Here is a 12,039-nt window from a genome sequence, read left to right as displayed (position 1 = left end):
AGTATTATTTCGCTAAATAGGCTTCAATGGCCCTTTGAATACCGGGGCCATCCAAGCCTAATTCCGTATGCAGCTCTTCTTGGGTGCCTTGGGCGATAAATTGATCGGGCAAACCGAGGTGAAGTACTGGTTTGACGAGTTTTTGACTCATTAAAAACTCAACCACACCGGTTCCTGCTCCACCTGCGATGACATTTTCTTCTAGGGTAACCAAAACATCGTGAGAGTTTGCTAACTCTATAATCAAGGATTCATCAAGTGGTTTAACAAATCGCATATCGGCTACAGTGGCATTTAGTTCGGCAGCGGCGTCTAATGCATAAGGAAGTAGTGTGCCAAAGCTAAGGATGGCGACTTTTTCACCATGACGCATGATTCGCCCTTTACCTAATTCTAATGCGGAAAAGGTTTGATCAATCGAGACGCCCATACCATGACCTCGAGGATAACGCACTGCGCTAGGGCCTTGGTGTAAATGGCCGGTATAGAGCATTTGCCGACACTCATTTTCGTCAGCAGGCACCATGATCAACATATTTGGAATACAGCGCATAAAGCTGAGATCAAACGCTCCTTGGTGAGTTTGACCATCAGCACCGACTAAACCTGCACGATCAATGGCAAACATGATAGGTAAGTTCATGATGGCGACATCATGAATGAGCTGATCATAAGCGCGTTGTAAGAAGGTGGAGTAAATAGCGACAATCGGATGGTGTCCCCCGATCGCCATACCCGTTGCGAGTGTGACCGCATGTTGCTCAGCAATCGCGACATCAAAATATTTTTGTGGATATTCTTTGGAAAAACGAACCATGCCCGAGCCTTCTCGCATGGCTGGGGTTATCGCCATCAACTTAGGATCTTGTGCCGCCATATCACATAGAAAATCACCAAAAATTTTTGAAAAAGTAGGTTGATTATTTGTGCTTTTTGGCAAGCTAGTGTGGCGTAAATCAAATTTAGGCACTCCATGATAACCAATAGGATCTTTCTCTGCTGGCTCATAACCTTTGCCTTTTTTGGTCATGACGTGTAAAAACTGAGGGCCTTTAAGGTCACGCATATTTTTAATGGTTTTGATCAACTCAAGGACGTCGTGTCCGTCGATAGGGCCAATGTAGTTAAAGCCCAATTCTTCAAATAAAGTACCGGGCACAACCATTCCTTTTAAGTGTTCTTCAGTACGGCGAACAAGTTCTTTAATTGGCGGGATACCCGACAAGACTTTTTTGCCACCTTCACGAATCGAAGTGTAAAGGCTGCCTGATAAAACTTGGGCAAGATGGTTGTTGAGCGCACCAACATTTTCAGAGATAGACATTTCATTATCATTGAGAATAACGAGCATATCGGGATTGACGTCACCGGCATGATTCATGGCTTCAAACGCCATTCCGGCCGTAATCGCACCATCACCAATAACGCTCACCACCTTACGATTATTGCCTTCTTTTTCTGCGCAGATCGCCATTCCAAGAGCGGCACTGATTGAGGTTGAAGAGTGCCCAACCGATAAGGTGTCATACTCACTCTCCTCCCGCCAGGGGAAAGGGTGGAGCCCATCCTTTTGACGAATAGTCGACATTTGCTCGCGTCGCCCGGTGAGGATTTTATGTGGATAAGCTTGGTGTCCAACATCCCAAATTAAGTGATCAAAAGGTGTTTGATAAACATAATGCAATGCGACGGTGAGTTCAACGGTGCCTAAGCCCGAAGCAAGATGACCACTTGAACGACTGACGGAGTTGAGTAAATAGGTGCGTAGTTCCTCACACAGTTTTGGGAGAACTTCTTTTGGCAGACTTCGTAACTCATCAGGAGTATTTGCGAGAGCCAGTGTCGGATATTTTGAGATATCAAGAGTCATAGTTATGCGCGCTTATAGTGTTAGTTTTTGCGCTCGATGACGTATCGGGCGAACGCTTCAAGGTGCTCGGTATTATAAGGAATTGTCCGTAACGCTTCGAGCGCTTCTTCAAACAGAGCCTGAGCTTTATTGATGGCACCTTGTAATCCCAGTAAAGCAGGATAGGTACTTTTATTCAATTGTTGATCGGAGCCTTGCGGTTTCCCTAGTGTTTGTGTATCACTGATGATATCTAAAATATCATCTTGTACTTGAAAGGCGAGGCCAATTGCAGCAGCATAGCGATCTAACTGCGGTAAGACCTCTAATCCGGCTTGACCTGCAGCCAATGCTCCCATTTGGACCGCACAGCGCATTAAGGCTCCAGTTTTATGATGATGAATCGCTTCTAGATTTTGTAAACTGATATGCTGATTTTCTGCCGCTAAATCTAATGCTTGACCCAAACACATGCCTTGTGCTCCGGATGCTTGAGCCAGAATTTGAATCATTTTAATACGATGACTTTCGGCTAAAGTCGCAAGAGGCCCTTCAGATAAAATGGTAAAAGCCAATGTTTGTAATGCGTCACCAGTTAAAATTGCCGTCGATTCATCGAATTTAATATGACAAGTGGCTTGACCTCGACGCAGTTCATCATCATCCATGGCGGGTAAGTCGTCATGAATCAGTGAATAAGCATGGATGCATTCCACGGCGCAAGCGGGGGTATCTAAATCGGATAATTCACGACCTAGCATCTGTCCAGTGATATACACCAGATAAGGTCTGGCCCGCTTACCTCCGAGCAATAGGCCATAACGCATCGCTTCGATCAAAGGAAGATGTTGGTAGGGTAAACGATTTAACCATTTATCCAGTTGCTGGTTGTTTCTCTGCTGAAGAGAAGAAAGCGCCTCAATCATAGAACACTCATCAAATTTTAGTTATTCAGGCAAGTCAGTAAAATCAGTCAGTGGTGCATCGTCACTGTTACGGAGCAAAATACTTACCCGCTGTTCTGCTTCGTCGAGCTTTGTCTGGCCACTACGGGCAAGTGCAATACCGCGCTCAAATTTTTTTAGGGCTTCATCTAATGCAATGTCACCACTTTCTAGCTGTTCAACGAGATTATCTAGCTCTTCAATGGTCGCCTCGAAGGACATATTTTCAGGTTTTTTACTCGCCATAATCATTTTGTCTTAGAAAAGATGCACGAAAGTTACCCTAGGGCGTGGAAATGGTCAAATTTAACCAAGTAAATCGGTAGAAGTGGCGCACTTTTTCTTTTTAAAACCGTTTTTGTCCACAGTAAGCGATTGAGTATATCGATCCCATTTGGGTATTGTCACCACTGTACGATCACACGTAAAAAAGAAAAATAGGTAAAAAATGATGGAATTGTTATGCTCACTTGGGGATAACAGACTTTAAGTATAAACTTACCGATAATTTAGTTAAAGATTTTACTCCTTCGCCGATAAAGAGAGTAATCAGAAAAACGCGAATGACAAGCATGAGGAGCGCTTCGTGGATTTAGCAACGCTGATAGGCCTGATTGGTGGCTTAGCTTTCGTCGTTATGGCAATGTTTGTGGGTGGCAGCCTGATCATGTTCGTTGATGTCACTTCGATCCTGATTGTTATTGGGGGAACAACGTTTGTTGTCTTAATCAAATTTACGGCTGGGCAGTTTTTTGGTGCAGCTAAAATTGCCGCTAAAGCCTTTATGTTTAAAATTGAAGATCCAGAAGAACTGATCGCCAAAATTGTGGAAATGGCAGATGCTGCTCGTAAAGGTGGATTTTTAGCGTTGGAAGAAATGGAAATTTCCAATTCATTTATGCAAAAAGGGATCGATTTATTGGTCGATGGGCATGATGCTGATGTGGTTCGTGCGGCATTACAAAAAGATATTATGCTCACCGATGAACGACATGAAATGGGAACAGGCGTGTTTCGCGCATTTGGTGATGTTGCCCCAGCAATGGGCATGATCGGGACCTTGATTGGCTTGGTTGCCATGCTTTCTAACATGGATGATCCCAAATCAATTGGTCCGTCAATGGCGGTGGCTTTATTAACTACATTATATGGCGCGATCATGGCCAATATGATCTTCTTTCCTATCTCTGATAAGTTGGCCTTACGTCGTGGACAAGAAACATTAAACCGTCGGCTTATTATGGATGGTGTGCTGGCGATTCAAGACGGTCAAAACCCGCGGGTCATTGATGGTTATTTGAAAAATTACTTAAATGAAAGTAAACGCTCGCTTGATGTCGATAACGAATAAGCGGAGTGAATAATGGATGAGCAAAAATGTAAATGTCCACCACCTGGCGCTCCTGCGTGGTTAGGAACCTTTGCTGATTTGATGTCACTGCTACTGTGCTTTTTCGTACTACTGCTTTCTTTTTCTGAAATGGATGTACTGAAATTTAAGCAAATTGCTGGCTCAATGAAGTTTGCATTTGGGGTACAAAACCGATTGGAAGTGAAAGATATCCCGAAAGGTACCAGTGTTATTGCGCAAGAGTTTCGTCCAGGCCGGCCAGAACCCACACCGATCGATATCATTATGCAACAAACGATTGATATTACTCAGCAAACCTTAGAGTTTCACGAGGGGGATTCTGATCGTGCTGGCGGAACACAGCGGGATTACGGTCAATTAACGGGCGGCGAAACACCGGAAACTTCTACCCAAAGTAACCAAGATAGTGATTTGGACCAGCAACAACAGCAAGCGCAGCAGTCTCAAGAAGTAATGGCTGAAGAGTTAGAAATTATTTCTGAAAATATCAAAAAAGCCTTACAAAGAGAAATTGAGCAAGGAGCGGTCGAAGTAGAAAATCTCGGTCAGCAAATTGTCATCCGCATTCGTGAACGTGGGGCATTCCCTGAAGGATCTGCGTTTTTACAGCCTAAATTTCGTCCTTTAGTCCGGCAGATTGCGGAGTTAGTCAAAGATGTACCTGGCATTGTGCAAGTCTCCGGCCATACAGATAATCAACGTTTAGAATCAGAACTCTATCGCTCTAATTGGGACTTGTCTGCCCAGCGGGCTGTTTCTGTTGCGCAAGAAATGGAAAACGTACAAGGGTTTGATCATATGCGATTAAAAGTTCAAGGCTTAGCAGATACAGCTCCGGTTGGCCCTAATGATACTGAAGCTCAGCGTTCTCGTAATCGCCGAGTGGAAATTAGCATTATGCAAGGTAAGCCTTTGTACAGTGAAGAAGTTCCTTCGCTTCCTCAATCGTAAGTGTTGTGCGACCCCTTTTATTGGTTGCGGGCAAGCTGAGTGGCTTGCCTGTTTTCTATTCTTTTCTCTCTAAGCCTAGATCGTGTATAATCCGCCCCCTTTAGTAACGCCAGTGATGGAGTGTGTCCAGACACTGCGCGCTAATGTTGTCCAAATCCTGATTGCGAATCACCCTATGAAATTTATCGTTAAGCCCCATCCTGAAATTTTTGTTAAAAGTGAATCTGTCCGTAAGCGTTTTACTAAGATTCTTGAAACTAATATTCGCAACATTATTAAGCGGCGAACCGAAGGGGTGGTCGTGCTGAATCGTCGCGACCATATTGAAGTCACAGCGAATAACGATGATTTCTACGCACAAACGTTGGAGGTATTAACCACCACGCCGGGCATCCAACAAGTTTTAGAGGTCAAACAGTCACACTTTAAAGATATACATGATATTTATTTACAAGTCTTAGCACAAAGCGGTCATCTGATTGAAAATAAAACCTTTGTTGTGCGAGCAAAGCGTCGAGGAGAGCATGATTTTTCTTCGATCGAGCTTGAGCGTTATGTCGGTGGTGGTTTAAACCAAGCTGTGGAATCGGCCAAGGTTAAGCTAAAAAAACCAGAGGTTACCATTCAGATAGAAGTGGCTGATGATTTACTCAATCAAGTGATTACTCGTTATAAAGGACTGGGGGGATTTCCTCTGGGCACTCAAGAAGATGTATTGAGTCTCATCTCTGGTGGATTTGATTCCGGTGTCTCTAGTTATCTTCACATCAAACGAGGCTCTAAAGTCCATTACTGTTTCTTTAATCTAGGTGGGCCTGCCCATGAAGTTGGAGTAAAACAGGTGGCGCACTATTTATGGAATAAATATGGCTCCTCTGCCAAAGTGCGTTTTATATCGGTTGATTTTGAACCAGTTGTGGCGGAGATTTTAGAAAAGATCGAGGATGGCCAGATGGGAGTCATCCTTAAGCGAATGTTTATGCGTGCCGCCGGGATGATTGCTGAAAAACTGGGAATTCAAGCGCTGGTCACGGGGGAAGCATTAGGACAGGTATCAAGCCAAACGTTGACCAACCTACGTCATATTGATGGGGTGACAGATACTCTGATTTTACGTCCGCTCATTAACTGGGATAAAGGCGATATTATTGATCTGGCGCGTGAGATCGGGACAGAAGATTTCGCGAAAACCATGCCAGAATATTGTGGTGTGATTTCCAAAAGCCCAACCGTTAAGGCAGTAAAAGCTAAATTAGAACAAGAAGAAGCGAAGTTCGACTTTTCTATTCTTGAGCAAGTGGTTTATAACGCTCGTCAAATGGATATCCGTGATATTGAGAAAGAAAGTCAGCAACAAGCGTTGGAAGTAGAGCAAGTTGACGCTGTACAAAACGATGCGGTTGTACTCGATATTCGGAGTCCGGATGAAGAAGAAGACAAACCATTACGTATCGATGGTGTGGTAGTAAAGCACTTGCCTTTTTATAAACTGGCGACACAGTTTGGTGATCTTGATCAAACTAAGACTTATTTATTGTATTGCGAACGAGGTGTGATGAGTCGATTACAAGCGTTGTATTTACAAGAACAAGGTTTTCATAATGTAAAAGTTTATCGTCCGTAACGTCGTTTAACTCTAAGGCCTAGCCAAATGGTTAGGCTGAGTTATTCTCTATCTCTTCTTACACTGACTTTTCTTTCCCACATAAAAAAACACCGCTTTAAAGCGGTGCTAAATATTTGACAGACAGGTCAAAAATAAATACAGGAAGTATATGTTTTGTGGCAGGGGATAACTGCACAAAACAGGATGGTAGAAACTACCTAACTCGAATTCCGAGTTTGCAAACACAACATCGTAACAACAAAGCCTATTGATTCTCGAGAGAATCAAGCCGTTCAGGCTTGCGCTACGGGGTGAAATATAGATTTTCTCTGGCTGGTTAGCAATGGACAATTTATAATGTTTCAGATTAAAAAAACTAATCTACTATAGAGGGTTACCATGTCCAGAAGATTACCCCCGCTAAACTCGTTAAAAGTGTTTGAAGCGGCCGCGCGTCACTTGAGCTTTACTCGTGCAGCCGAAGAACTTTTTGTGACTCAGGCTGCTGTTAGCCATCAAATCAAAGCGTTGGAAGAGTTCCTTGGCTTAAAACTTTTTCGACGCCGTAATCGTTCTTTGTTACTAACTGAAGAAGGGCAAAGCTATTTTCTCGATATTAAAGATATTTTTGGCTCACTTGCGGAAGCAACGGATAAGTTATTAGAACGCAGTGAAAAAGGGGCTTTAACCATAAGTTTACCGCCTAGCTTTGCCATTCAATGGCTGGTGCCTCGTTTAGCTGATTTTAATCAACAAGAGCCAGATATTGATGTTCGAATCAAAGCGGTGGACATGGAAGAAGGGTCGTTAACTGATGACGTTGATGTCGCTATTTACTACGGGCGCGGTAATTGGCCTGGGCTGCGTGCTGATAAACTTTACCAGGAATTTTTAATACCACTTTGTTCCCCCGCTTTATTATTGGGCAGTAAACCATTAGCGACTTTGAGCGATTTAGCACAGCATACTTTACTGCATGACACCTCTCGTAAAGACTGGAAACAGTTTGCTAAAGAAAATGGTTTGGAGTCCGTGAATGTCAATCATGGGCCTATCTTTAGTCATTCAACGATGGTATTACAAGCCGCGGTGCATGGACAAGGTGTCGCCTTGGGTAATAATGTGCTTGCTCAGCCAGAATTAGAATCAGGGCGGTTGGTTGCCCCTTTTGATCAAGTGCTCATGACTAAAAATGCCTTTTATGTCGTTTGTCATGAAAAACAGGCGGATATGGGACGTATCGCAACCTTTCGTGACTGGATGCTTAATAAAGCACGCCGTGAGCAAGAAGTGATCTTAGAAGAAGTGACGACTTCTCGTGAGTGAGATTGTCTTTTCCGAGCGTTTATCATTGAGTGATTCGCTCAGTTTATTAGCGAGGTTTATGATGAGGAGTCAGTCTTTACTTATCATTGGTGGTTTTTTTTCTGGTGTAGCGGTCGCTTTGGGTGCTTTTGCCGCTCATGCACTGAAGGCGCAACTTTCGACCCATTTATTATCGGTGTTTCAAACGGGAGTGAATTATCAATTTATTCATGGTGCTGCTTTATTGATGTGTGGCGTTTTATTGCAATTGCCTTTGCACGATAAAGCTCGAAAACATTTTAGCCGAGCAGCAATTTGCTTTATTATCGGCATCCTTTGCTTTAGCGGTAGCCTTTATGCGTTAGCCTTGACGGGCGCAAAGTGGTTTGGTCCGATTACCCCATTGGGTGGGGTGTTGTTTTTATTTGGCTGGGGAATCTTTATCCTAGCTGCTATGAATATGAAAGAGGTGAAGCGGTGAAACACGTAATGCTCTACTGCCGTGCTGGTTTTGAAAAAGAGTGTGCTGGTGAAATTCAGGATAAAGCGAGCCAACTGGCAGTCTATGGCTTTCCTCGTTTAAAACATAACACTGGGTATGTTCTGTTTGAATGTTATCAAGCGGAAGATGCCGATAAATTGATTAAGCAGATCGACTTTCAGGCGCTTATTTTTGCGCGACAAATGTTTGCAGTGGTTGCTGAGTTTGTCGATTTGCCAAAAGATGACCGAATTTCTCCTATTGTTTCACAGCTGTCAGCCATTGAGTCGCTACCTCGGTGCGGGGATATTCGGATTGAAACGCCAGACACTAATGAAGCGAAAGCGTTATTGAAATTCTGCCGAAAATTTACGGTTCCTTTGCGTCAAGCCTTACGTGGAAAAGGATTTTTATTGGCTAAAGATAACGCTAAGAAACCCGTATTCCATGTCTGTTTTATCGCTCCTGGGCACTGTTACATGGGCTATTCTGACAGCCAGAATAATTCGCCTTTTTTTATGGGGATCCCGCGCTTAAAGTTTCCTGCTGATGCACCAAGTCGTTCAACCTTAAAATTGGAAGAAGCGTTCCACGTTTTTATTCCCAAAGAGGAGTGGGATACCCGTTTAGCATCAGGGATGTGGGCGGTCGATCTCGGCGCGTGTCCGGGAGGATGGACTTATCAATTGGTGAAACGGTCTATGTTTGTTCATGCGGTCGATAACGGTATGATGGCTGATAGCTTGATGGAAACTGGCCAAGTAAAACATCATATGCAAGATGGCTTTAAATTTGAGCCCCCTCGAAAAAATGTCACTTGGTTAGTCTGTGATATGATTGAAAAGCCTTCCCGCGTTGCCCAATTAATGGGGGAGTGGCTTATTAGTGGTTGGGCCAAAGAGGCAATATTTAATCTTAAATTGCCGATGAAAGGCCGCTATGATGAAGTCTTAGAAGATATTGAAAACTTAAAGTTATTTCTTAAAGAGCATCAAGTAAAGTTTAGGTTGCAGGCTAAGCATCTGTATCATGATAGAGAAGAGATCACCGTACACGTGCAAACGTTATCGAATATCACCCCTTACTAATTCTTGTTGTCGAGCTTACGTGTTCAGGGTTGAAAACGAATATCTTGCAAGTTAAATCCTAGCTCAATATCGGTTTTGAGCTGGGCAACTTGCTTGCATATTCTGGCCATTTCTATTTGTTCATCCAGCTTTTTTCGATATTTATCTGCGAGTTGGTCGCTGGCATAAGCCTCTTCAATGGTTGCAAATTGTTGTAGAATAGCCCTAGCGGCTTTAGGGCCAATCCCGGTAACGCCAGGTACTTGGCTCGAACTTATCCCAGTTAATCCCCAGAAATCTGCCAGTTGAGTTGGCCGCACACCAAATTCGTTGTCAATAAATGGAACGTCAAGCCAACGTTGTTGAAAGTAGTCTCGAATTTGTAATGTAGGTGACAGGAGTTGGCAATAGCCTTTATCGGTGGAAATGATAGTCACTTTTTCTTGATGACGAGCGACTTTGCAGGCGAGCGTCGCCACTAAATCATCAGCTTCGTCCCCATCAGAGAGTAATGAGTCAATCCCTAACTCCCACCAGGCTTGTTGAATGGTGTCTAAACCTTCTTGCAGTGGTGTTGGCATCGGCTTGCGCCCTTGTTTATAGGTTGGTAGCAACTGGGCTCGCCATCCCCTGTCTTGTAAGTGGTGATCAAAGACAGCGATGATATGGGTCGGTGTTGATTCATCAATGATACGCTGCAGTGTTCGGCACGTGGTCGTTGCTGTTCGCATGATATCCGTGGGATCGGGTTGCGCTGAGTGCACGCGACGAATGAGGTTTAACGCATCAATTATCACAAGATGGAGAGACATAATCACAAACAATAAGGGCTGATAAGCCCTTATTGTAATGAAATAAAATGAGATGACTATCCCTGTTGTTTTATTTGCCGGTGTCAGCGCTTAAGTGGTAATACGATAACAAGGTTCATAAGCGGTGCCCCCAGGTAATTTCATTCGATGTTGCTGTACAAAATCAGCAAGCAATTTATCCATTTTCTTCATTAGCATCGGATCGCCATGCAGTTCAAATGGCCCTTTACGCTCTATTTCACGAATCCCTTCCGCTTTAACGTTACCCGCTACTATACCGGAGAAAGCTTGGCGTAAATTTGCCGCCAGTACTTCAGGGCGTTGGTTGAGATGTAAGTCTAAGCTTGCCATATTGTCATGGCTTGGTTCAAAAGGTAGTTGAAATTCAGGTTCAATTTTAAGCGACCAGTTAAAACTATAAGCATCATCATGATCTCGACGGTGTTGTCGCACCAAGGGCATTGCTTCTTTCATAATACGCGCAGCTTGAGCGGGATCATCAATCACAATGGTATAGTGTTTTCTTGCCTCTTCTCCGAGCGTGGCCGCAATAAATTGATCAATAGATTGAAAGTAAGCTTCACTCTCTTTGGCACCAGTGAGAACGATAGGCATCGGCTGCTCAGTATTTTCTGGGTGCATCATTATGCCTAAAATATATAGCAGTTCTTCCGCGGTGCCTGGACCACCTGGGAAAATAATAATACCGTGTGCCATGCGTGCGAACGCTTCTAAACGTTTTTCAATATCCGGCATAATGATCAATTCATTTACGATTGGATTCGGTGGTTCAGCAGCGATAATGGAAGGCTCCGTTAAGCCTAAGTAACGTTGTTGACGGTAATGCTGTTTTGCATGACCGATTGCTGCGCCCTTCATCGGTCCTTCCATCGCTCCTGGGCCACAGCCAGTACAGATATTGAGTTCACGTAGCCCAAGTTCATGGCCAACAGCACGTGTATACTGATATTCAGTTTCATTAATGGAATGGCCGCCCCAACAAACAATTAAATTGGGTTCAATACCTGGGATTAATGCACCAGCATTACGCAAAATTCCGAATACAAGATTGGTAATGTGGCTAGCATTGGTGAGATTTAATCGTTGCTGATCCGACAAGTGCATGTTGACATAGACAATATCACGCAGTACAGCAAACAGATGTTCTTGAATGCCTTTAATGATTTGCCCATCTACAAACGCTTGTTCAGGGGGATTGGTTAGCTCAAGCTTAATCCCACGTTCACGACGTAGGACGGTAATATCAAAGTTTTTATACTGATCCAATAACTCTTTTGAGTTATCTGTATGGCTACCGGAGTTTAGTACAGCAAGACTACAATTACGATACAGTTGATAGAGATCACTGGACGCCGTTTTTTTTAGTCGTTCTACTTCAAGCTGAGACAGTAAATCCATACTGCCTGCTGGGCTAACTTGAGTGATCATCGAGACCTCCTTAACTAAGTTACCACAGACATAATCAGGGAATGAAATTGACGTGTTGCATCAAAAAGAAACCTGAATTAGCCGCGCTGTAACCGATGGAAATATTGCTATCAATCTTGTTCGCTTCCTTTGCATTGGGGAATCTTCAACCGCACAAGATGTGAGTTTAGTCACTAACTTTTGTTATCTCATGTCAGCTTTGT

11 protein-coding genes are annotated in these 12,039 nt (G+C 43.6%); 6 read left to right on the top strand and 5 right to left on the bottom strand.

Annotation, left to right across the window (positions count from 1 at the left end):
• Positions 1 to 4: 4 nt before the first annotated feature.
• From dxs to xseB, 3 genes are read right to left on the bottom strand one after another with little or no spacing between them, the layout of a single operon-like run.
• Positions 5 to 1,870 carry a 1-deoxy-D-xylulose-5-phosphate synthase gene (gene dxs, locus CAG57_RS10025; RefSeq protein ID WP_161427346.1) on the bottom strand — a complete coding sequence of 622 codons (1,866 nt, stop codon included), beginning with the start codon at positions 1,868 to 1,870 and terminating at the stop codon, positions 5 to 7.
• Positions 1,871 to 1,890: 20 nt separating this feature from the next.
• Positions 1,891 to 2,775, bottom strand: a complete 885-nt coding sequence (gene ispA / locus CAG57_RS10020) for a (2E,6E)-farnesyl diphosphate synthase (protein ID WP_099612002.1) — start codon at positions 2,773 to 2,775, stop codon at positions 1,891 to 1,893.
• A 21-nt stretch (positions 2,776 to 2,796) separates the two neighbouring features.
• Positions 2,797 to 3,039 (bottom strand): exodeoxyribonuclease VII small subunit, encoded by a 243-nt coding sequence (xseB, locus tag CAG57_RS10015; RefSeq protein ID WP_099612003.1) that lies wholly within the window; start codon positions 3,037 to 3,039, stop codon positions 2,797 to 2,799.
• A gap of 340 nt (positions 3,040 to 3,379) precedes the next feature.
• Between xseB and pomA the strand changes: the two genes are divergently transcribed.
• The 6 genes from pomA (at position 3,380) to rlmM (ending at position 9,596) form a co-directional block, all read left to right on the top strand.
• A complete protein-coding gene (gene pomA / locus CAG57_RS10010) occupies positions 3,380 to 4,144 on the top strand; it encodes a flagellar motor protein PomA (protein ID WP_161430897.1) in 765 nt (254 codons plus the stop codon).
• Positions 4,145 to 4,156: 12 nt separating this feature from the next.
• A complete protein-coding gene (locus tag CAG57_RS10005) occupies positions 4,157 to 5,116 on the top strand; it encodes a flagellar motor protein MotB (protein ID WP_202597781.1) in 960 nt (319 codons plus the stop codon).
• 175 nt (positions 5,117 to 5,291) lie between these two features.
• Positions 5,292 to 6,740 carry a tRNA uracil 4-sulfurtransferase ThiI gene (thiI, locus tag CAG57_RS10000; protein WP_161426922.1) on the top strand — a complete coding sequence of 483 codons (1,449 nt, stop codon included), beginning with the start codon at positions 5,292 to 5,294 and terminating at the stop codon, positions 6,738 to 6,740.
• A gap of 381 nt (positions 6,741 to 7,121) precedes the next feature.
• Positions 7,122 to 8,048 carry a transcriptional regulator GcvA gene (locus CAG57_RS09995; RefSeq protein ID WP_099612007.1) on the top strand — a complete coding sequence of 309 codons (927 nt, stop codon included), beginning with the start codon at positions 7,122 to 7,124 and terminating at the stop codon, positions 8,046 to 8,048.
• A gap of 61 nt (positions 8,049 to 8,109) precedes the next feature.
• Complete coding sequence (locus tag CAG57_RS09990) at positions 8,110 to 8,508, top strand: DUF423 domain-containing protein (protein ID WP_161428104.1); 399 nt, start codon at positions 8,110 to 8,112, stop codon at positions 8,506 to 8,508.
• Positions 8,505 to 9,596 (top strand): 23S rRNA (cytidine(2498)-2'-O)-methyltransferase RlmM, encoded by a 1,092-nt coding sequence (gene rlmM / locus CAG57_RS09985; RefSeq protein ID WP_099612008.1) that lies wholly within the window; start codon positions 8,505 to 8,507, stop codon positions 9,594 to 9,596. Before CAG57_RS09990 ends, rlmM begins: the two co-directional genes overlap by 4 nt.
• 23 nt (positions 9,597 to 9,619) lie before the next feature.
• Here rlmM and xni read toward each other — a convergent pair whose 3' ends face one another.
• Entirely contained in the window at positions 9,620 to 10,387 is a 768-nt protein-coding gene (gene xni / locus CAG57_RS09980; protein WP_099612009.1) for a flap endonuclease Xni, read from the bottom strand.
• Between the two features lie 90 nt (positions 10,388 to 10,477).
• Entirely contained in the window at positions 10,478 to 11,836 is a 1,359-nt protein-coding gene (ppnN, locus tag CAG57_RS09975) for a nucleotide 5'-monophosphate nucleosidase PpnN (protein ID WP_161428098.1), read from the bottom strand.
• Positions 11,837 to 12,039 lie beyond the last annotated feature (203 nt).

Source organism: Vibrio sp. V30_P3S12P165, assembly GCF_009904905.1.
Lineage (GTDB): Bacteria > Pseudomonadota > Gammaproteobacteria > Enterobacterales > Vibrionaceae > Vibrio > Vibrio fujianensis.
Note: the sequence above shows the minus strand (reverse complement) of the source record. Positions and strands in the feature narration are given on the sequence as shown.

Excerpts from the sequence above, each read along its gene's own strand:
- CAG57_RS09995 (WP_099612007.1), top strand. The coding sequence starts at position 7,122 with ATGTCCAGAAGATTACCCCCGCTAAACTCGTTAAAAGTGTTTGAAGCG.
- xni (WP_099612009.1), bottom strand. The coding sequence starts at position 10,387 with ATGTCTCTCCATCTTGTGATAATTGATGCGTTAAACCTCATTCGTCGC.
- CAG57_RS10005 (WP_202597781.1), top strand. The coding sequence starts at position 4,157 with ATGGATGAGCAAAAATGTAAATGTCCACCACCTGGCGCTCCTGCGTGG.
- CAG57_RS09990 (WP_161428104.1), top strand. The coding sequence starts at position 8,110 with ATGAGGAGTCAGTCTTTACTTATCATTGGTGGTTTTTTTTCTGGTGTA.
- xseB (WP_099612003.1), bottom strand. The coding sequence starts at position 3,039 with ATGGCGAGTAAAAAACCTGAAAATATGTCCTTCGAGGCGACCATTGAA.
- thiI (WP_161426922.1), top strand. The coding sequence starts at position 5,292 with ATGAAATTTATCGTTAAGCCCCATCCTGAAATTTTTGTTAAAAGTGAA.
- ppnN (WP_161428098.1), bottom strand. The coding sequence starts at position 11,836 with ATGATCACTCAAGTTAGCCCAGCAGGCAGTATGGATTTACTGTCTCAG.
- ispA (WP_099612002.1), bottom strand. The coding sequence starts at position 2,775 with ATGATTGAGGCGCTTTCTTCTCTTCAGCAGAGAAACAACCAGCAACTG.
- dxs (WP_161427346.1), bottom strand. The coding sequence starts at position 1,870 with ATGACTCTTGATATCTCAAAATATCCGACACTGGCTCTCGCAAATACT.